Origin of the sequence: Myxococcus stipitatus DSM 14675, assembly GCF_000331735.1 — a bacterium.
Classification (GTDB): domain Bacteria; phylum Myxococcota; class Myxococcia; order Myxococcales; family Myxococcaceae; genus Myxococcus; species Myxococcus stipitatus.
In genome coordinates this window covers 4,736,783-4,756,623 of record NC_020126.1, presented here as the reverse complement: position 1 = coordinate 4,756,623, position 19,841 = coordinate 4,736,783, and the positions used below count along the sequence as shown (strand labels likewise).

Genomic DNA, 19,841 nt, shown 5'->3' with positions numbered 1-19,841 from the left:
ACCTTGGCCGCCGTGTCCCTCCATCCCTGTGCAAGCACGAGGCCCAACGCTCCCGCCGGAATGTCCCTCGCGGCCCGACGCCCTCTGACAGCCGCGCGTGCGAAATCCGCAGCCCCTCGGCGGCCTCCGCGGTCTCCGCCTGGATTATCCATGCGATTTCAGGGGGTTGAGCACTGGCAAGGCACATGCAATTGCCCATCCCGAGCCCTCCGGACACCCCAGGTGCACCGGACTTCAACGGGACAAGGCTGCGATGACGATGCTCCAGAGAGCGTGGTTCAAGAGACGGCCCCACCGGATGCGCCTGCTGGCCTTCGGCCTCGTGGGCATGGTGACGGCGCCCGTCTCGAACACGGCCCGCGCCGAACAACCCACGGCGCGCCTCCAGGCCGACGCGCCCACGCAGACGGCGCAGGCCCCCGCCCCCGAGGCCCCACAGGCCCCCGCGCCTCCGAAAGACGAGGCCGCGCCCACGGTGATGCGCGTCACGCTCGAGGAAGCCATCACCCGCGCGCTCAAGGCGAACCCGCAGGTGGCGCAGGCCAAGGGCAGCGTCACCAACGCCGAGGCCGCCGAGCTCAGTGCCGTGGGCGCCTATATCCCCTCGCTCTCCGCGAGCGCGTCGGGTTCGCTCGCGAGCAGCGAGCGCATCGAGCCCGTGACGGGCGCCGTCGTCACCGGCTCCAACGACACGTACAGCGCGGGCCTGGCCGCCTCGTGGAATGTCTTCACGGGAGGACAGCGGAGCGCCACGCGCAAGCAGACCCGCGCGCAGTCCGGAGCAGCCCAGGCGCAGCTCACCGCGCAGCGAGCCGCCGCCGTGCTCGCCGTGGAGCGCGCGTTCTACGAGGTCCTCCGCGCCATGGGGCTCGAGGAAGTGGCGAATGCCCGCATCGAGCGGGCCCGGCAGAACGAGGACGCCGCCGAGCGTCGGCTCGCGGTGGGCTCCGCGACGCGCTCGGACCTGCTCCGCGCGCAGCTCGACCGCACCACGGCGAAGGAGGCCCTGCGCACCGCGGAGACGCAGCGCACGTCGGCGGCGCTCGCGCTGGGGCGCCTCGTCGGCGAGGACGGCCCCGTGGAGGCCAGCCCCGATGAGAACATCGCTCCCAAACCCCTCACGCTCACGGACGCCGCGCTGGTCGCGGAGCTGGAGGCCAACGCGCCCGACGTGCTCGCCGCGGCCTCCACCCTGGGTGCATCACAGGCGGGCGTGAACGTCGCGAAGGCGACCTACCTCCCCACGGTGCGACTGTCCGCGGGCTATGACTGGTTCAACCAGGACCCGAGCTTCAACGGAGGCAGGACGAGCTGGTCGGTGCGGCTGGGCGTCTCCTATCCCATCTTCGATGGCTTCCTGCGCGAGGAGCGCGTGCAGCGCGCGCGCACCCAGGAAGTGGTGTCGCAGGCCCAGCTCGCCGACACGCGACGCGCGGTCCGCAGCGGAGCCGGACAGGCGCTGGCGCAGCTTCGGCTCGCGGAGGACCGCATCACCTTCTCCGGCCAGTCGGTGGAGGTGGCTCGCGAGGACCTCAAGGTGCAGCAGGAGCGCTACCGCCTGGGCGCCACCACCATCCTCGAGCTGCTGACGTCGCAGGAGAGCCTGGTGCAGGCGGAGATCAACCTCGTGTCCTCCCGCTTCGACTATCGCATCGCGCGCGCGGAGCTGGAGGCACTCGCCGGGAGGCCCCTGTGAGCACGGCCACGCAAGGCACCGAGGCGCGTGACATCGCGGACGTGGTCATCCGCGTGGAGGGGCTGCGCAAGGACTACACGATGGGCTCGGAGGTCGTCCGGGCGCTGCGCGGCGTGGACCTGACCATCCGTCGCAATGAGTACGTCGCCGTCATGGGGCCCTCGGGCTCCGGCAAGTCGACCTTCATGAACCTCATCGGCTGCCTGGATATCCCCAGCGCGGGTCAGTACTGGCTCAACGGTCAGCCGGTGGCGGGCATGACGGAGAACGCGCTCGCGCGAATCCGCAACCGGGAGCTGGGGTTCGTGTTCCAGAGCTTCAACCTGCTGCCGCGCGCGTCCGCCCTCGACAACGTGGCGCTGCCGCTGGTGTACGCCCGCGTGCCTCGGAAGGTCCGGCTGGAGCGCGCCGCGGCCATGCTGGAGAAGGTGGGGCTGGGCGCGCGCAAGGACCACCGCCCCAACGAGCTCTCCGGTGGTCAACGTCAGCGCGTCGCCATTGCCCGCGCGCTGGTGACACACCCCGCGCTGCTGCTGGCCGACGAGCCCACGGGGGCCCTCGACAGCCACACGGGCGAGGAGATCATGGCCCTCTTCGGAGAGCTGCATTCACAGGGGCAGACCCTGATGCTCGTCACGCACGAGGCGGACATCGCGGCGCATGCGCAGCGGGTGCTGTTCTTGAAAGACGGCGTCATCGAGCGGGACGAGCGGAAGCGGATTTGAGTGGGACCGCGCACAGCGTGGCCACGAAGACCTGGAGGACGTCGTGAGCAAGGCGAAGAAGTGGGTCATCACGGGTGTCGCGGCGGTCCTGCTCGGAGCGGGCGTCTACGTCACCCAGCGGGAGAGTCAGCCCAAGACAGCGGAGCGTTCGGCGGCGCTGGCCACGGTGGAGCGCCGGGACATGGAGGTCGTCGCGGAGTCCGCGGGCCTGGTGGAGCCGCTGCGCGTGGTGGAGGTGAAGTCCAAGGCGTCCGGTGAAGTGCTCCGCGTCCTGTTCGACACCGGCGACAAGGTGGAGAAGGACGCGCTGCTCGCGGAGATCGACCCGCGCGACGTGCAGAACGCGCTGGCCCAGGCCCAGGCGGACCTGGAGTCCGCGCGCGTGCGGCTGAACACGACGGAGGCCCAGCGCCAGCGCATGGAGTCGCTGCGCCAGTCCGGTTACGTCACGCAGCAGGAGTTCGAGTCCTCCGTGGATGCCTTCGCCACCGCGAGGGCCGCCAAGGTGCGCGCGGAGACGAACCTCCAGCTCGCCAAGGAGCGCAGCCGCGACGTCACCATCCGCGCTCCCAGCTCCGGCACGCTGCTGGAGCGCCAGATCCAACCGGGGCAGATCATCGCGTCGGCGACGTCGAACGTGTCCGGCGGCAGCACGCTCTTCAAGATGGCGGACCTGTCCATCATGCAGGTGCGCGCCAAGGTCGACGAGACGGACGTGGGACAGATTCGCTCGGGCCTCAAGGCCCGCGTCACGATGGAGGCCTACCCTGGCCGCACCTTCATCGGCGAGGTCGTGAAGATCGAACCCCAGGCCCTGGTGGAGCAGAACGTCACCCTCTTCCCCGTCCTCGTGCGCCTGGACAATCCCGACGGACTGCTGCGCCCGGGAATGAACGCGGAGGTGGCCATCGAAATCTCGAGCCGCCGCGACGCCATCACCGTCCCCAACTCCGCGGTCGTCGGCATGCGAGACGCCCGAGCCGCCGCGGTGGCGGTGGGCCTCACCGAGGACGCCGTGCGCGCGCTGCTGCGTCCCCAGGGCGCCAAGGGTGAAGGCCGAGGCCGTGGCGGGCCCGGTGGCAACGGCCCGTCCGAGAACACGGCGACGCCCACGAGCGGCGAGGCCACCGCGGGTCATCCGGAGAACAAGGGCCCGAGTCTGGCCCCCTCCGCGTCCGGGGGGCCCCAGGGAGCCACCGTGGCGACCGGCACGGATTCGCAAGGCAAGAACGTCGTGGCGGCCGCGGGCACCCCGGGCGGCGCTGGAGAGGGACGGCGCCAGCGCGGCGGACGGCAGGGCACGGATGGCACGCGGCCGGGCCTGGTGTTCGTGCAGGGCAAGGCGGGCCCCGAGCCGCGCAAGGTGGTGCTGGGACTGAGCGACTGGGAGAACTCCGAGGTGCTCAGCGGCCTGGAGCCCGGGGAGCAGGTCCTGCTCGTGTCCGTGGCGCAGCTCCAGCAGCAACAGCAGCGGCAGAACGAGCGGTTCCGTCAGGCGACCGGAGGCATGTTCCCGGGCGCCGGCGGTGGCGGTGGTGGCATGCGCGGCGGGCGTTAACCGGCGGGATGAGGAGGCCAGGTCATGGGTGAAATCATCCGGGTCGCGTTCGACGCGGTCCTCGCCAACAAGCTGCGGTCGCTGTTGACGATGCTCGGAATCGTCATCGGCATCGCGGCCGTCATCACCATGGTGGCACTGGGCGAAGGAGCCCAGCGCTCCGTCGAGCAACGGCTCAAGACGCTGGGAACGAACGTGCTGACCGTGCGCCCCGGGCAGAGCTTCTCGGGAGGACTCGGCCGGGGTCAGGCCACGATGACCATCGACGACGCGGAGGCGCTGCGCACACAGCCCAAGCACATCCAGGCCGTGGCGCCGGAGATCGAGTCGCGCTTCCAGGTGGAGTACGGCGCGAGCAACGCCAACCTCTCGGTGGTGGGCACGTGGCCCGCGTACTTCAGCATCAACGAGTCCCACCTCACGGCCGGGCGGATGTTCTCCGATGACGAGGACCGAGGCCGCCGCCGCGTGGTCGTCCTGGGCGCACTGGCGGGCACGCAGCTCGGCTTGAGGGACTCCGCGTCGCTCGTGGGCGAGACGGTGCGCATCCGAGGCATCCCCTTCGAGGTCATCGGGGTCCTGGCGGAGAAGGGCTCGCAGGGCTTCTCCAACCCCGACGAAAGCCTCTACATCCCGCTGTCCACCGCGCAGTTCCGGGTGATGGGCAGCAACCGCATCCGCTCCATCGCGGTGCAGGCGTCGGATGAGAAGTCCATGGAGAACGCCATGGCGGAGATCGACCTGAAGCTGCGGCGCGAGCACCGCCTCCGCCCCGAGCAGCAGGCGGACTTCAACATCCGCGACCAGGCCTCACTGCTCGCGACGGTGCAGGAGACGACGCAGACCTTCTCGCTGTTGCTCGCGGGCATCGCCGCCATCTCCCTGCTCGTGGGAGGCATCGGCATCATGAACATCATGCTGGTGTCCGTGACGGAGCGGACGCGCGAGATTGGCCTCCGCAAGGCGCTGGGAGCCACGGGCACGGACATCCTGCTCCAGTTCCTCGTCGAGTCGCTGGTGCTGTGTCTCGCGGGCGGAACGCTGGGGCTCTTGCTGGGGATTGGAGGCGCCGCGGTGCTCCAGCGCATCATGGGGTGGACCATGGTCATCGCCCCCGAGGCCATCGTGGTGGCCATCGCCTTCTCCGCCACCGTGGGTGTGTTCTTCGGCATCTGGCCCGCACGCCGCGCCGCGAGCCTGGCCCCCATCGAGTCCCTCCGCTACGAGTGACGAAGCATCCGAAGGCTTCAGCGCCCGGGTCCCGGCCCGGGCGCGCGCTCGAAGGCGGCGACGTCGTGGTAGTAGCGCTCGACCTCCTCTTGCGTGTGCGCGCGGGTGTAGACCTCCGGACGCGGATGCACGATGGCGTCGAGGATGACCTGTGCGGCCTCCTCGACGGGCTGCGCGCCGGGAATCGCGCGGGAGTCCATCCCACCACCCAGCGCATTCGAGCCGAACTCGGTGGCGACGACTCCTGGCATCACCACGGTGACCGAGATGCCGGGATGCGTCTCACGCAGCTCCTGGCGCAGACAGGCGCTCAGCGCGTTCAACGCATGCTTGGCCGCGCTGTACGCCGAGCGAGGCGGGACGACAGGAAGACGTCCGAGCACGCTGGAGACGTTGAGAATCTGGCCCGCGTCGCGCGCTTGGAAGTGCGGCAGCACCGCCTGCATCCCGTAGAGCGCGGTGTTGACGTTGTCGCGCCACATGGACGCGAGGTCCTCGTCGGTGAGCTCGGCCACGCTTCGGGTGATGCCTCGTCCCGCGTTGTTCACCCAGACATCGATGCGGCCGAAGCGCGCCAGCGCCGCGTCGCGCAGTCGCTCCACCTCCGCGCGGGACGTCACGTCGGTGACCACCGCGAGTGCCTCTGGACCGGAGCGGGCCGCGACCGCCTCGAGCTCCGCGCGTCGCCGAGCCGCCAACACGAGCTTCGCCCCTCGCGCGCCAGCGAGCTGTGCGAGCGCCGCTCCGATGCCCCCGCTTGCCCCCGTGATGACGATGACCTTGTCCATGTGTCTCCCTCGCGACCCGCGTCTGACCGTGGACGCGGACTCTACCTCTCGCGCCGCCGCGTGACGTGCGCGGACACGCCTGGGCCTCGTGTTACCCTTCCCGCTCCCTCCCGCTCGAGTCGCCCCGGATGCCGCCCCGCCTCTTCTCCTTCTCCATGCTCATCGGGCTCGGCGCGGTGCTGGGCCATCTGTACCTCTACCGGCGGCTCGTGCGAGAGCTGGTGCACGGCCGCGTGGTGCGGCTGCTGGCCATCGTCTTCCTGACCGCGATGGGGCTGTTGATGGGCATGCGGCGCACCCTCCTCGGCGCCCTGCCCGAGGAGACGGACCGCCTCGTCAAGGTGGCCATGTACTCGTGGATGGGCGTGGCGCTCTGCCTCGTGATGGCCCTGGGCCTCACGGACCTCTCACGAGGCATCCTCGCGGTGGCTCGACGGCTTCGACAGCGCCGCGCGAGTGAAGCCCCTGCCCTCGCCCAGCCGACACCTCCGGTGGACGCGGAGCGAAGGAAGTTCCTCGGACGCGCGGTGGCGGGCGGCGCGCTGGTCGCGGGAGGCGGACTGGCGACCTATGGCCACTGGAGGGCCTTCGTCGCGCCGCCGCTGGTGACGGAGCTCGCCATCAAGATTCCCAAGCTCCCGCGCGCGCTGGACGGCTTCACCATCGTCCAGCTCACCGATGTCCACGTCGGCCCCTTCATCCGGCGCCGCTTCATGGATGAGCTGGTCCGTCACGCCAATGCACTCGAGCCCGACCTCGTCGCCATCACGGGCGACCTGGTCGATGGCGATGTCCCCATCCTGGGCGATGCCGTCGCGGCGCTCCGGAACCTGCGCTCGCGCTACGGCAGCTACTTCGTCACCGGCAACCACGAGTACTACGCCGGAGACGTGGCCTGGGTGGAGTTCCTCCAGTCACTCGACATCCAGACGCTTCGCAATCGGCACGTCCGCATCGGTGACGCGGGTGCCTCGCTGGACCTGGTCGGCGTGGATGACTGGAGTGGTTGGAGGCGCACCGCGCAGAAGGGCTATGACCTGGACCAGGCCCTCGCGGGGCGGGACGCGGACCGCGCGGCGGTGTTGCTCGCGCACCAACCGGCGAACTTCAAGCAGGCCGCGGAGCGCGGAGTGGACCTCCAGATTTCGGGACACACCCACGGCGGACAGCTCCCGCCGATGACGCTCTTCATCGACTACGCGTGGGAGCACGCGGTGGGCCTCTACCGTCATCAGGACTCACACATCTACGTGAGCCGAGGCTGCGGCTTCTGGGGGCCGCCCATGCGAGTGGGCAGTCCCCCGGAGCTGGTCAAGCTGGTGCTGACGACCTGAGCCACGGCTCAGCGGACAGGCTCCAGCTCCACCTGGTGCAGCGCCTTGCCGGAGAGGTCGTGGATGGCGACGGTCATCACGCCGCTGTTCCCCTGGATGCGCACGCTGCCGAAGTACTGCTGCCCTTCCCAAGGCGCGGCGTTCATCACCGTCGCCGGCTTCTGCCACCGCACCTCCGGGCCGAAGGTCTCATCCAACGGCATGGACCCGAACGTGCCCGCGTTGAGCGGCCCCGCGACGAACTCCCAGAACGGGTCGAAGTCGCGGAAGCGTGCCCGGTCCGGGTGGTACTGGTGCATGGCCGGGTAGTGGACGTCCGCAGTGAGGAACACCACGTTGCGGACCTTGCGCTCCTTCAGGAACGAGAGCAGCTCCGCCAGCTCCAGCTCACGCCCCAGCGGTGCCCCGGGTCCGTTGGCCCAGGCCTCCATCCGCCAGGAGCCTTCCCCCAGCTTCTCCGCGGGGACGATGAGCCCCAGCGGCATGCTGGTCGCAATCACCTTCCACGTGGCCTTCGACGACGCCAGCGCCTGCTTGAGGCCGTCCAGCTGCGCGCGTCCCAGGAACGCCGTCTCCGGCCCCTGCCGCTCCTGGCGGTTGACGGAGTTGGGCCCTCGGAAGGCCCGCACGTCGGGGATGAACACGTCCAGCAACGGGCCCTGTGACAACTGCCGGTGGATGCGTCCTTCCGCGCGCGCGGCGCCGCCCACGGGGGTGTACTCGAAGAAGGCCTGCCTTGCTCGCGCCGCGAGGACACCGTCGTCCGGCACCTGCGTGTACCGAGGGTCCTCCGCGACGGTGCGGCTGTGGAACCAGTTGTTGCGGACCTCGTGGTCATCCCACTGGTACGCGATGGGCACCTCGCGCGCGAAGGCCCGCAGCGAGTCGTCGAGGAAATTGTAGGCGAAGTTCCCGCGCATCTCCTCCAGCGTCTCCGCCACCTTCGACTTCGCGGGCGTCACCAGGTTGCGCCACACCCGACCATCCGGGACGACGACCTCCGGCAGCAGCGGGTTGTCCGCGTAGATGACGTCGCCGACGTGGAGGAAGAAGTCCGGACGCAGCGCCCGCAGGGCGGCGAAACCTCGGTACCCGCCCCACTCCGGGTTGATGCCCCACCCCTGGCCGCACACGTCCGCGCTCCACGCGAAGCACACGTCCCGAGCGGCCTCCGACGCCGTGAGGAACCGCCCTCGCCACTCCTCCCCCGTCGAGCCCCCATCCTCCGCGAGCACTCGCACGAAGAGCTCGCGCCCGGCCGGCAGGCCCGCGAGGTCCACCACGCCCGTGAAGTCGGTCGCCGCCGTGAGCAGGCCGCCCTCCACCCGATGCACCCCCTTCTCGAGCCGGGCGTCCTCGCTCCACTCCACGATGAGGCGCGAGGCGCGGTCCGCCTTGCCCCACACGGAGACGGCGCCGGTGCGCACATCGCCGAGCTGAGCCCCCAGGGGCAGCGACGGGCCGGGACGCGGCGCGGGCAGGGGGCGTGTCGAGGCACAGCCCGCCGCGGTGAGGGCGAGCCCCTGGAGCACGGTACGTCGGGTCAGGAGGGTCATGGCGCGATAGCTCCGACTGAGGACGGCCTGCACACTAGCAGCGGCCCTCGCACCGCCTCTCGAATCCTGGGACCTCGTGGAAACTCACCATCCCGCTCGACACGCGGGCCACACCCGTACCCCGAGTGCCCACCCTGGAAGGACCCCGGGAGAGGCGCGCTCGGAGCGCGGAGGGTGTTTCGCGCCCGAAAGGCAGGGGGGCAGGCTCGCTCGGACAGGGTGGAATGGGCTCGACTTCGGGTATGCTTGCCCCGATTCCGGATCCGCGTGAGGGCGGGTCCCCTAAGGTCGAGAAGACACACAAGCCGGGCCGGGGTCGACTCCCCAGGCCTGCTCGAAAGGTTCACGCACATGAAGCGACTGGCTCGAGTCGGTCTGGTCTTTGGAGTTCTGGCCCTCGGCGGCACCGTGGTGGGCTGTGCCGACAAGGAGAACGAGGCGGCCAAGCAGCACCGCATCAAGGCCTCCAACCACATGGCCAAGAAGGAGTACAAGGAGGCCGCCGAGGCCTACGCCCTGTCGCTCCAGGCCGACCCCAAGCAGGAGAAGGTCTGGGAGAAGAAGGCCTTCGCCCACATCGAGCTGGGTGAGATCGACAAGGCCTCCGAGGCCGTCCTGAAGATCCTCGAGTTCAAGACGACGCCCGCCGAGAAGGCGGAGATCTACCGGACGCTCGCCAGCATCTACATGAAGGGCGGCACGCTCGACGACGCCGAGAAGTACTTCAACGAGTCCCTCAAGCTGGAGCCGAAGGACGAGGCCTCGCTGGGTTGGATCGCGGAGATCTACGCGCAGCGCGGTGGCGCGCGCTCCATGTCGGCGCCCATCGTCAAGGCCGACCTGGAGAAGTCGCTGAGCTATTACGACCAGGTCATCGCCATCAACCCGAACTCCGCCAACACGTACCTCAACAAGCGCGTCGTGATGGGCCGCATGATGGAGTACGAGCGGCAGCAGATGGAGATGGCGAAGTCGGAGGCGGTGGAGAACGCGAAGGACCCCAAGATCGTCGAGGAGGCCAACGCCCGCGCCGCCGAGCACCTGAAGCAGATGGAGGCCTACAACTCGCAGTTCGCTGACATGACGAAGAAGTTCAGCGACGCGCAGAAGGCCACCAAGGCGCAGGCGGCCAACCAGAAGTAGTCCTCCCGCCTCTGGTGTCCCCAAGGGCCTGGAACCCTCGCGTCGAGCGGGGTCCAGGCCCTTCTTCTTGGCTTCGCCCCAAGCGTCCGCTGGGCGTCACGCGGTGATTCCATCCGCGCGTCCAGGCGCCGTGCGCACTAGGCTGCGCCCTTCACTCTTCACAGGGAGGCTCGTGTATGGACGTGCGCGCGGCGGTGGCGCTCGAGGCAGGCAAGCCGTTGAGCATCGAGACGGTTCACCTCGAGGGTCCGAAGGCGGGAGAGGTGCTCGTCGAGCTCAAGGCCACGGGCCTGTGCCACACCGATGACTTCACCCTCTCCGGGCAGGACCCCGAGGGACTCTTCCCCGCCATCCTGGGCCACGAGGGCGCGGGCGTGGTGGTGGACGTGGGGCCGGGCGTGACGTCGGTGCGCAAGGGCGACCACGTCATCCCGCTCTACACGCCGGAGTGCCGGCAATGTAAGTCGTGCCTGTCTCGCAAGACGAACCTGTGTACGGCCATCCGCGCCACGCAGGGCAAGGGGCTGATGCCGGACGGCACCAGCCGCTTCCGTCTGGGGAAGCAGGCGGTGCACCACTACATGGGGACGTCCACCTTCGCGCAGTACACGGTGCTGCCGGAGATCGCCGTGGCGAAGATTCGCGAGGACGCCCCGTTCGACAAGGTCTGCTACATCGGCTGCGGCGTGACGACGGGCATTGGCGCGGTGGTGTACACGGCCAAGGTGGAGGCCGGAGCCCGCGTCGTCGTCTTCGGCCTGGGCGGCATCGGGCTCAACGTGGTGCAGGCGGCGCGGATGGTGGGCGCGGACCAGATTGTCGGCGTGGACATCAACCCCGGGCGCAAGGCCATGGCGGAGAAGTTCGGCCTCACCCACTTCGTCAACCCGAAGGAAGTCGGTGACGACCTGGTGCCCTACCTCGTCAACCTGACGAACGGCGGCGCGGACTACAGCTTCGAGTGCATCGGCAACGTGAACACCATGCGCCAGGCGCTGGAGTGCTGCCACCGGGGCTGGGGCGAGAGCATCGTCATCGGCGTGGCGGGCGCGGGGCAGGAGATCAAGACGCGCCCGTTCCAGCTCGTCACGGGGCGCGTGTGGAAGGGCAGCGCGTTTGGTGGCGCGCGCGGCCGCACGGACGTGCCCAAGATCGTCGACTGGTACATGGACGGGAAGATCAACGTCGATGACCTCATCACGCACACCCTGAAGCTCGAGGACATCAACAAGGGCTTCGAGCTGATGCACAAGGGCGAGTCCATCCGCAGCGTGGTGAAGTACTCATGACGGTGGCCCCCACCTTGGTGAGCCAGCATCGGTGCTTCGATGGCACCGTGGGCTTCTACAAGCACGTGTCCGAGGCCTGCGGTGGCGAGATGCGCTTCGGCGTCTTCGTCCCGCCCCAGGCCCGGGAGCGCAAGGTGCCGGTGCTCTACTACCTCGCCGGGCTCACGTGCACGGAGGAGACCTTCCTCATGAAGGGGGGCGCGCAGCGCATGGCCGCGGAGCTGGGCGTCATGCTGGTGGCTCCCGACACCAGTCCTCGCGGCGCGGGCTACCCCGGAGAGGAGGCCTCCTGGGACTTCGGCGTCGGCGCGGGCTTCTACCTGGACGCCACCCAGGCGCCGTGGTCCGCGCGGTACCGGATGGGCACCTACGTCACGCGGGAGCTGCCCGCGTTGATCTCCGAGCACTTCCCTGCCCGGGCAGACCGCGAGGGCATCTTCGGCCACTCGATGGGAGGGCACGGCGCGCTGGTGTGCGCGCTGCGGAACCCGGGGCGCTATCGCTCCGTGTCGGCCTTCGCGCCCATCGCCGCGCCCATGCGCGTGCCGTGGGGCCTCAAGGCATTCCAGGGCTACCTGGGCGAGGACACCGCGGCCTGGCGCGCGTATGACGCCACGGAGCTGATTCGCGCGGCGAAGGCACACCTTCCGCCGCTGCTCGTGGACCAGGGGACGGCGGACAAGTTCCTCCAGGAGCAGCTCAAGCCGGAGTTGCTTCGCGAGGCCTGCGCGGCCACGGGACAGCCGCTCACGCTGCGCATCCATGAGGGCTATGACCACGGTTACTACTTCGTCTCCACGTTCATGGAGGACCACCTGCGGCACCATGCCGCGGCGCTGAACGCGTAGCCGTCCCGAGAATCGATGGGGGCCGGGTGACACGCTCCGGCCCCCTCGGTGTTCTCCTCCTCGCGCGAATATGAAGCCGAGAACATGGGGGACAGAGACCGTGAGAATCGGGGCCCAGGTTGGACTCGTGTTGCTGGCCGCATCGGTGGCGGGATGCCAAGGCCCGCACGTCAGCGGCAGTGGTCGGCGGATTGAAGAGGAGCGGACGACGCCCGCCTTCACCCGGCTCGAGATTGAAGACGGAATCGGCGCATCCATCGAGGTGGACCCGGACAAGCCTCAGTCCGTGCGCATCGTGGGTGATGACAACCTCGTGGCGCTGATGCGCACAGAGCACGCCGGCTCCCGGCTCAAGGTCCACTTCCCGGACCACGAGATCGACAGCTGGGATTCGCCGAACGCGCTGCGGGTGGACATCGTGGTGCCGAGCCTGGAGGCCCTCGGGCGCTCGGGCGGCGGCGCGCTCGTGGAGGTCAGCGGCGCGGTGGACGCGGAGGTCTTCGAGCTGTCCTCCAGTGGCGGTGGACAGATTCGCATCCGGGGGCTGAGGTCGGAGTCGCTGGAGGTGTCACTGAGCGGCAGCTCCACCGTGACGCTGGAAGGTGTGGCGTCGAGGATGAATGCCTCGCTCTCGGGGGCGAGCCGGGTGACGGGGCGGGAGCTGGCCACTCGGGATGCGATGCTGAGCACGAGTGGCGGCGGGCAGGTGGAGCTGCAGGTGTCCGAGACCCTTCGGGTCAGTGCCTCGGGGGGCGGCCGGTTGCAGATCATCGGGCACCCCGACGTCCTCGAAAGGGACCTCTCGGGCGGCTCCACGCTCACCTTCGAGTAACCATCACATGCCCTCGCGGGCTGGCTTTGACGCCCCTGCCCTCGAGGCATAGGGTGGGAGAGCCGCTCTGGAGGGGCATGCGATGCTGAGCGCACATCCATCCACGACACCCGTCGAGGCGAGGGCCCTGAATCGGCCCCGGCGCCTCGCGGTGGAGGCTCTCGGTTGTGGCCTGCTGGTGGTCGCGCTGGAAGGCGCGCACCACGGCGCCGAGCACCTGGGCGTGAGCGCCACGGATGGGCGGCTCTTCATGTCGCTCGCCGCGGGCGTCGTGCTGGCCTGCCTCACGTTGGTGCTGCAGCCGTTGTCGGGTGCACACTTCAATCCCGCGCTGACGTTCGCGGATGCGCTCGAGGGCGGGACGCCGTGGCGGGAGGTGCCTCGGTATGTGCTCGCGCAGCTCGGGGGTGGGCTCGCGGGCCGGTGGGTCGCGCACCTGATGTGTGGGGAGCCGCTGCTCATCGCGACTCGGGCGCCTTCGGCGAGCTCGGCGCAGTTCATCTCGGAGCTGGTCGCGACGTTCGGGTTGTTGGTCGTCGTGCGTGGGTGCGTGCGGGCCCGGCCTTCGGCGACGCACCTGGTGGTCGCGGGCTATGTCGCGGCGACGGTGTGGTTCACGGATTCGCGCTCACTCGCCAACCCAGCGCTCATCCTGGCTCGTGCGGTGAGCACTCGGACGAGCGCGCTGCATCCGCTCGATGTGGAGTCATTCGTCGCGGCGCAGATTCTCGGCGCGGCGCTGGCGATGGCGCTGTTCCGCTGGCTGATGACTCCGTCGACGCAGGAGGTCACCCAGCGGACGTGGAGGGTCATCTTCCAGTGCTCGAAGCCCGCGGTGGCGGAGAAGGCCGCGGAGGTCTTCAACGGCCTGGCCGCGCCGGAGTTCGCACGGGGGACGGTGGAGGGAGCGCTGTGCGAGGTGGACCCGCGTGAGCCTCCTCCGCTCGTCGTTCGGCTGGTGTTGGAGGGCGAGCTGGAGCCGAGGGGTGACGGGGCCGTGTGGAATCTGGGCGTCGGCGCGGATGGAGAGGGGCGACTTCAAGCGTCGCTCCGAGAGCACACCCAGCGTCTCCTGCGGACGCGAGGATGGTCCCGACTGCGCATCGTCGGGGACCCCGCTCACGAGGCACCTGGCCCTACGGCGTGAAGGTGTTGGGGTGAGGTGCGGGTGGCTAGCGCCGCTTGCGCGAGCCGCCGAAGAGGACGAGGAGGAGGCCCCCCGCGAGTGCGGCTCCGCCGCCCGCGAGGTGCATCGTGGTGTTCTCGGTGTACTTGCCAGTGAAGGCCTGGCTCGCGCGCTCGGTCAGCGACTCACGGGCATTGAGCCCGGTCCACAGCACCACGCCGCCCGCGACCGCGAGCATCACTCCCACGAGTCGAATGATTCCCAAGTGCTCTCCTCGAAATGAACGGGGAGCGTTATAGCGCCGGGCGAGACGTCGCGGTGAAACAGAGGCATGGACGAGCACAGTGCCCTGGGTGCGACAACGCGATGCCGACCGCAAGGTCGGGCACTCGGTTCAGCATGACGCACCACATTGAGACTTCTCGTGAAGCCGCGACGCCACGCGTGCGGAGCCACATCGCGAGCCGACGGTCCCTTCACCTCGGCTCTCGAGGGGACTCCACCCATCCGACTTTCGCGTCACGAGCCTCGAGTCGCGAAACACGGGGGTCCTCGCCACGCGCGCGGAGCCCCATCGTGCGCCAACGGCCCCCTCACTTCCGCTCTCGAGGGGGCCGCACTTCCGTCAGCGCTTTCGCGCCGCGGGCTTCGCGCCGCGAGCCTTGGCCCCCGTCGCACGAGTCTTCGTGGCCTTCGCCTTGGGCTTCTTCTCACTCCGAGGCGCCGAAACCTTGGCCGGCTTTGCCTTGGGCTTCTTTCCCTGAGTGGCCGGAGTCTTGGCCTTCTTGGAAGGCTTCACGGGTGCTGGCTTCTTGGACGCGGCCTTCTTCTTCACGGCCGCCGCCTTCGAGGTCGTGGCCTTCTTCACCACGCTCTTCCGCGCCGCGGCCTTCTTGGCCGGTGCGGCACGCTTCGCCTTCGCGCGTGAGGCCTGCTTCACCTCCGCCGGCGGAACGGACGTCTGCGCCTCGACCACCGGCGCCGCTGTGACCTCGCGACTCGTCACGGCCTGCGGGACTTCGACCACCGACGGACTCGCCACGCGCTCCGGCGTCCTCGGCTGCTCGACCTCCGCCGAACGAACCGGCTCCGCATCCTCACGAGTACGCATCGCCGCGTCCGGCTCACGGGCCGGCGGCTTCGCTGGCGGCTCGGCTCGCACGGACGGCTGCCACGACTCCGGTGCGTACTCGGCCTCCTGCTCTTCCCTCTGCTTGGGAGGCGAGAACTTCGACGGCGGCTTCCCTCCGGCCCCAGGACGCGGAGGCGCACCCCGGTTCCCCTTGCCCCCCTGCGGACTCTGCGCGGCCAACGCACGCAGCCGATCAAACCCAGGATGCGGTGACGAACCGCCCCCCACCGGCTCCTGCCAGGCCGTAGGCGCGGAGAAGTCCTGAGACTCCTGCACCGCCGGAGCAGCCACCTCGCTCGCCTCCACCTCGGGGCTCGGCTCCGGACGGATGAACATGCGCCGCTTCGGCCCATGTGTCTCCCCCGCCGGCCGCGCTCCGGTGTGCTCCCGGTTAGGCTTCGCGGACTTGTCACCCGACCACGGCTGCTTGGCCTCGCCCTCGCTTCGCCGAGGAGCGGACTCCTCGCGGCGCCCCTCTCGCATGAAGCGCCCCCGCGGACTCGAGGGCTCCTCACGCGCGGCCCACGTGCGCACCGGCCCGCCCTTCTTCGCCTCCCGCTCCCCACGCCCTGGCCTGCCCGCGCGCTGCTTTCCGTGCGCCGCCGCGTCCTCCCGCCAATCGTGCCGGCGGCGGACGTGCGCCCCACCCTCGCGACGGGCCAGGGGGGCCTCGCCGTCGAACTGGAGCGCCTCGAAGTCGATCTTCCGCGCGGTCGGATTCGCCGACAGCAACCGCACGCGCAGCTTCTGCCCCACGCGCACACGACGCCCGTTCGGGTACACCAGCGCGTGCGTCTGCTTGTCCAGCTTCGAGCCGGGCCCCAGCGTCTCCGCCTTCACCAGCCCCTCGACGTGCTCGACGTCGAGCTCGACGAAGAAGCCGAAGTCCGTGATGGCCGCCACCGTCGCGGCGAACTCCTCACCGACCCGCGCCTTCATCATCAGCGCCGCGTAGAAGGACACGACCTCCCGCTCGACCTGCATGGCGGCGCGCTCGCGATCCGAGCACTGCATCGCCATGTCCTCGAGCCGCTCCTCCTCCCGCTCCAGCATCGCCACGGAAGGCTTGCGCCCCTGCCGCGCCCAGTGCGCCTTCAACAACCGGTGCACCAGCAGGTCCGGGTATCGCCGGATGGGCGAGGTGAAGTGCAGGTAGTGCTCGGCCGCGAGACCGTAGTGCCCCACCTTCGAGGACGTGTACACCGCCTGCATCATCGAGCGCAGCAGGAGCTGATTCAGGGCCCGCTGCTCCGGATGTCCCGAGAGCTGACTGATGAACGCGTCCAGCTCCTTCGACGACACGCCGTCGTCGATGGTCAGCTTGAAGCCATACGCCTGCGCCAAGGCCGCGAAGGTCGACAGCTTCTCCGGGTCCGGCTCCCCGTGGAACCGGTACACCGTCGGCAGGCCCTCGTCCTGGAAGAAGCGAGCCACCGCCTCGTTGGCGGCGAGCATGCACTCCTCGATGAGCCGGTGGCTGTCCTTGCGCTCGCGCTTGTCCATGCGCTCGGGCAGGCCGTCCTTGCCCAGCACCACCTTGTGCTCGGGCAGGTCGAAGTCGATGGCGCCTCGCTCCTTGCGCATCTTCATCAGCGCCCGTGCCAGCGCCATCATCCGCTCGAAGTGCGGCTTGAACTCATTGCGGTGCGGCACGTCCTTGCCCGCGAGGACGTCCTGCACCTCGTTGTACGTGCACCGAGCGACGCTGCGCATCACCGCGGGATAGAGCGTGTACCCACGCCGCTGTCCCTGCGCGTCGAACGTCATGTCCGCGACCATGCACAGCCGGTCTTCGTCCGGCCGCAGCGAGCAGATGCCGTTGCTCAGTCGCTCCGGAAGCATGGGCAGCACGCGGTCCGGCAGGTACACGGACGTGGCGCGCCGCAGGGCCTCGGCGTCGAGCGCGCTGCGCTCTCGCACGTAGTGCGTCACATCCGCGATGGCCACCACCAACCGCCAGCCGCTCCCCTGCTCCTCGACGTAGACCGCGTCGTCGAAGTCGCGCGCGTCCTCACCGTCGATGGTGACGAGCGGCATCGACCGCAGGTCCTTGCGCTGCTCCCCGCGAGCCTCCTCGTCCGACACCTTCACGGCGTAGCGGTCCGCCTCGTCCATCACCTCCGGCGGGAACTCATCCGAGAAGCCCTGCGAGAAGGCAATCCCCAGCACCTCGGGGCTGGGCGTGCCCGGCTTGCCGAGCGACCCCGCCACCTCGCCGAAGAGGTCCTTCCCCGGGTCGAGCAGATCCGCGCCGACGCCGAGGCGCACCTTCACGAGGTCGCCCTCCTGCGCCATCTGCGTGTAGGGCACGCGAATGGGACCCGGCAGGCTCGTGTCCGTGGGAATCACCAACGCGTAGTGCCGGTGCGGCGTATAGACGCCCACCGCCAGCTCGCGGCGGCGGTCGACCACGCGCAAGAGCCGCCCTTCGTAGCGTCCGGGACGACCGGAGAAGGAGACGACCACCCGGTCATTGTCGAGCGCCCGCTGGGCCTCTCCAGGCGGCAGGAAGATGTTCTCCCCTTCTCCCGACACCGGATGCACGAAGCCGAAGCCGTCGCGGTGGACGTGGAGGATGCCCTCCACCGTGTCGCGCGCGCCGTCGAAGCCTCCGCGGCCGCCCCGCTGCTGCCCGGAGCGCTCACGCCACTCGTCGCGGCGCTTGGAGCCCGCTCCGCCCGAGCGCCCCTGGTCGAAGCCACGGCCGCCCCGAGCCTCGGGAGCCCGGCCTCGTCCTGGGAAGTGACCACGGCCCCGCTCGAAGGACGTGCCACCGAAGCGAGGCTCGCGCGCTTCCTTGGGGTGGGCCGACTGGGGCGAGGGAGCAGGGGCTCCTCCCTCCCGCCGGGGGCGGAGGAACAAGAAGCGCTTGCCCTCCTTGACGACGCGACCGTCGCGCACCAGCTCACGGAGCGTGCGCTTGAGCTCGGTCTGCTGGCCAGGGTGCAAGCCCGCGAGTCGCAGGAGCTCCTTGATGCCCAGCGGGTGGTCTGCGTCGGAGAGAATCTGCTGAAGAAGGTCGGAAGAGATGCTCACGGTGGGGTTGCGGCCAGGCCGCTACGGGAACGGGTAAGCCCGAAGCGGCCGGGCGGGAACCCCCCGGCGACCGACTGCTTCCCGGAGTTCTCTCCGGGAAGCATTGTTCAAGGCTTGACCGTGACGTTGATTTTGAAGGAGCGATCAACCAGGCCCGGCGCGAGCGCCTTGGCCAGGAAGAACTCCACCTCGAATGTCCCCGGGTTGCGGGGGGTGAAGAAGAACTCACGAGTGGCGGGGCCGCCATTGGGACCCGGCTCGAAGTTGGCCTCGCGCAGACCGACACGCTTGGCCACGGTGGGCTCGATGGCCCAGGTGAAGCCCGGCTGCTCCGGCAGGCGCACGGTGAGGCCGTGGTTGAGCTTCACATCCACGGACGTGGGCACCTCGCCCTCGATGTGGACCAGCTCCATCTCGTCGCGAGACACCGCGCGAGCTTCCGACGGCCGAGGCTCCACGTTCTCCGCGGAGATGCGACCGCCCCAGCCGGACGTCTTGTCCACCACGCCCATGACCTGCAGCGTGTGGCCCACGTTCTTGCGCAGGCCCTTGGCGGCGGCCTTGCCGTCGATGATGAACGACACCTGCTGGCGCGTGCCCCCGTTGGACACGACGAGCACGAACTCCTCGCCCGTCATCTCCAGGTTGCCGCGCACCGCGGCGAAGCCCTTGATGCCCGCGCCCATGCCCGCGGCCGTCACCATGGAGACTTCCCCGGGCGACAGGTAGCGCAGCCTCGGCTCGGTGTCGGCGGGCGGCGCCTCGACGACCTCCGCCTCCGGCTTCTTGGCGGAGTACTTGCGCACGTCCACCACGCCGCCGTGGTTGGTCGTCTTGCGGATCATCCCGCTGACGGAGACCTTGTGGTTCACGTAGGCCGGGAGGACTTCCTGATCCGGCCCCTGGAGCAAGAAGGTGAGCTCGCGCTTGTCACGCCCCACCACCACCAGGTTGGGCATCTCGTTGAGGACGACGAGGCGGCCCTTGAGGCTGCCCTCGCCCATCACGCCACGACCCTCGCCCGCGGTGAGCAGCTGCTCCATCTCCCGCTTCGTGAGCGGCTCGCCCGGAGGCGGAAGCTTGGTGGCGCGCGGACGCGGCTTCTCCACCGCGGGGACCGCCGGAGCGGCCGCGGCCTTCGAGCCGCTCTTGCCCGACGAAGCCTTGGCACCGGTCGCGGCCTTCGCCGCGGGAGCCGTCTTCGCCGTCGCGGTCTTCGCGGCGGGAGCCGCCTTCGCGGCCGACTTCTTGGTGGACGCCTTCTCCGCGGTCTTCTCGGAGACCTTCTCCTTCGGCTGCTCGGCCTCCGGAGCCGCCTTCTTCGCGGCGGACTTGGAACCCTTCGCCGGCGCGTCCCCTGCCGCCTTCACCACCTTCGTCGTCGTGGTGGCGACTCGCTTGGACGCGTTCTTGATCAGGTCCAGCCGAGAGGATTTGTCCTTCTTCGCGGCGGGCTTCGCGCCAGTCTTGCCAACGGGAGTCGCCTTCTTGGCCCCGGACTTGGGCTTGGCCATCGACGCTGTCTCCTTGAGAGTTCCCGTGTACTTT

General features: G+C 69.6%; 15 protein-coding genes. 10 read left to right on the top strand and 5 right to left on the bottom strand.

Going from position 1 to position 19,841, the window contains the following annotated elements:
* The first annotated feature begins 298 nt into the window (after positions 1-298).
* From MYSTI_RS18580 to MYSTI_RS18565, 4 genes are all read left to right on the top strand, one after another.
* On the top strand, positions 299-1,696 hold the full coding sequence (locus MYSTI_RS18580) for a TolC family protein (RefSeq protein WP_233278308.1): 1,398 nt from the start codon (positions 299-301) through the stop codon (positions 1,694-1,696).
* Positions 1,697-1,776: 80 nt separating this feature from the next.
* Positions 1,777-2,421, top strand: a complete 645-nt coding sequence (locus MYSTI_RS18575; RefSeq protein WP_044283791.1) for an ABC transporter ATP-binding protein — start codon at positions 1,777-1,779, stop codon at positions 2,419-2,421.
* A gap of 43 nt (positions 2,422-2,464) precedes the next feature.
* Positions 2,465-3,979, top strand: a complete 1,515-nt coding sequence (locus MYSTI_RS18570) for an efflux RND transporter periplasmic adaptor subunit (RefSeq protein ID WP_015349317.1) — start codon at positions 2,465-2,467, stop codon at positions 3,977-3,979.
* Positions 3,980-4,003: 24 nt separating this feature from the next.
* Positions 4,004-5,209, top strand: coding sequence for an ABC transporter permease (locus MYSTI_RS18565; protein ID WP_015349316.1), 1,206 nt, complete (start codon positions 4,004-4,006; stop codon positions 5,207-5,209).
* Between the two features lie 17 nt (positions 5,210-5,226).
* Here MYSTI_RS18565 and MYSTI_RS18560 read toward each other — a convergent pair whose 3' ends face one another.
* The gene (locus MYSTI_RS18560; RefSeq protein ID WP_015349315.1) at positions 5,227-5,997 is read right to left on the bottom strand and encodes an SDR family oxidoreductase; all 771 of its coding nucleotides are present in this window, start codon (positions 5,995-5,997) and stop codon (positions 5,227-5,229) included.
* 128 nt (positions 5,998-6,125) lie between these two features.
* On the opposite strand from MYSTI_RS18560, the gene MYSTI_RS18555 reads away from it, so the two are divergent.
* Complete coding sequence (locus MYSTI_RS18555) at positions 6,126-7,331, top strand: metallophosphoesterase (RefSeq protein WP_015349314.1); 1,206 nt, start codon at positions 6,126-6,128, stop codon at positions 7,329-7,331.
* 8 nt (positions 7,332-7,339) lie between these two features.
* On the opposite strand, the gene MYSTI_RS18550 is transcribed toward MYSTI_RS18555, so the two are convergent.
* The gene (locus tag MYSTI_RS18550; protein ID WP_015349313.1) at positions 7,340-8,887 is read right to left on the bottom strand and encodes an alkaline phosphatase D family protein; all 1,548 of its coding nucleotides are present in this window, start codon (positions 8,885-8,887) and stop codon (positions 7,340-7,342) included.
* Between the two features lie 351 nt (positions 8,888-9,238).
* On the opposite strand from MYSTI_RS18550, the gene MYSTI_RS18545 reads away from it, so the two are divergent.
* From MYSTI_RS18545 to MYSTI_RS18525, 5 genes are all read left to right on the top strand, one after another.
* A complete protein-coding gene (locus MYSTI_RS18545) occupies positions 9,239-10,030 on the top strand; it encodes a tetratricopeptide repeat protein (RefSeq protein ID WP_015349312.1) in 792 nt (263 codons plus the stop codon).
* Positions 10,031-10,206: 176 nt separating this feature from the next.
* Positions 10,207-11,319 carry an S-(hydroxymethyl)glutathione dehydrogenase/class III alcohol dehydrogenase gene (locus MYSTI_RS18540; RefSeq protein WP_015349311.1) on the top strand — a complete coding sequence of 371 codons (1,113 nt, stop codon included), beginning with the start codon at positions 10,207-10,209 and terminating at the stop codon, positions 11,317-11,319.
* A complete protein-coding gene (gene fghA / locus MYSTI_RS18535) occupies positions 11,316-12,167 on the top strand; it encodes an S-formylglutathione hydrolase (protein ID WP_015349310.1) in 852 nt (283 codons plus the stop codon). Before MYSTI_RS18540 ends, fghA begins: the two co-directional genes overlap by 4 nt.
* Positions 12,168-12,294: 127 nt before the next feature.
* Positions 12,295-12,999, top strand: a complete 705-nt coding sequence (locus MYSTI_RS18530) for a head GIN domain-containing protein (RefSeq protein WP_052351028.1) — start codon at positions 12,295-12,297, stop codon at positions 12,997-12,999.
* An 82-nt stretch (positions 13,000-13,081) separates the two neighbouring features.
* Complete coding sequence (locus tag MYSTI_RS18525) at positions 13,082-14,146, top strand: aquaporin (RefSeq protein ID WP_015349308.1); 1,065 nt, start codon at positions 13,082-13,084, stop codon at positions 14,144-14,146.
* A 25-nt stretch (positions 14,147-14,171) separates the two neighbouring features.
* Here MYSTI_RS18525 and MYSTI_RS18520 read toward each other — a convergent pair whose 3' ends face one another.
* The 3 genes from MYSTI_RS18520 to MYSTI_RS18510 form a co-directional block, all read right to left on the bottom strand.
* A complete protein-coding gene (locus MYSTI_RS18520) occupies positions 14,172-14,390 on the bottom strand; it encodes a DUF3185 family protein (RefSeq protein WP_015349307.1) in 219 nt (72 codons plus the stop codon).
* A gap of 360 nt (positions 14,391-14,750) precedes the next feature.
* Positions 14,751-18,293: a ribonuclease R gene (rnr, locus tag MYSTI_RS18515; protein WP_015349306.1), complete on the bottom strand. Its 3,543-nt coding sequence runs from the start codon at positions 18,291-18,293 to the stop codon at positions 14,751-14,753.
* A gap of 107 nt (positions 18,294-18,400) precedes the next feature.
* Positions 18,401-19,807 (bottom strand): protease inhibitor I42 family protein, encoded by a 1,407-nt coding sequence (locus tag MYSTI_RS18510; RefSeq protein ID WP_015349305.1) that lies wholly within the window; start codon positions 19,805-19,807, stop codon positions 18,401-18,403.
* Between the last annotated feature and the right edge of the window lie 34 nt (positions 19,808-19,841).

Coding starts and splice junctions, on each gene's coding strand:
- MYSTI_RS18580 (WP_233278308.1), top strand. CDS start 299: ATGCGCCTGCTGGCCTTCGGCCTCGTGGGCATGGTGACGGCGCCCGTC.
- MYSTI_RS18575 (WP_044283791.1), top strand. CDS start 1,777: ATGGGCTCGGAGGTCGTCCGGGCGCTGCGCGGCGTGGACCTGACCATC.
- MYSTI_RS18565 (WP_015349316.1), top strand. CDS start 4,004: ATGGGTGAAATCATCCGGGTCGCGTTCGACGCGGTCCTCGCCAACAAG.
- MYSTI_RS18560 (WP_015349315.1), bottom strand. CDS start 5,997: ATGGACAAGGTCATCGTCATCACGGGGGCAAGCGGGGGCATCGGAGCG.
- MYSTI_RS18555 (WP_015349314.1), top strand. CDS start 6,126: ATGCCGCCCCGCCTCTTCTCCTTCTCCATGCTCATCGGGCTCGGCGCG.
- MYSTI_RS18550 (WP_015349313.1), bottom strand. CDS start 8,887: ATGACCCTCCTGACCCGACGTACCGTGCTCCAGGGGCTCGCCCTCACC.
- MYSTI_RS18545 (WP_015349312.1), top strand. CDS start 9,239: ATGAAGCGACTGGCTCGAGTCGGTCTGGTCTTTGGAGTTCTGGCCCTC.
- MYSTI_RS18540 (WP_015349311.1), top strand. CDS start 10,207: ATGGACGTGCGCGCGGCGGTGGCGCTCGAGGCAGGCAAGCCGTTGAGC.
- fghA (WP_015349310.1), top strand. CDS start 11,316: ATGACGGTGGCCCCCACCTTGGTGAGCCAGCATCGGTGCTTCGATGGC.
- MYSTI_RS18525 (WP_015349308.1), top strand. CDS start 13,082: ATGCTGAGCGCACATCCATCCACGACACCCGTCGAGGCGAGGGCCCTG.
- MYSTI_RS18510 (WP_015349305.1), bottom strand. CDS start 19,807: ATGGCCAAGCCCAAGTCCGGGGCCAAGAAGGCGACTCCCGTTGGCAAG.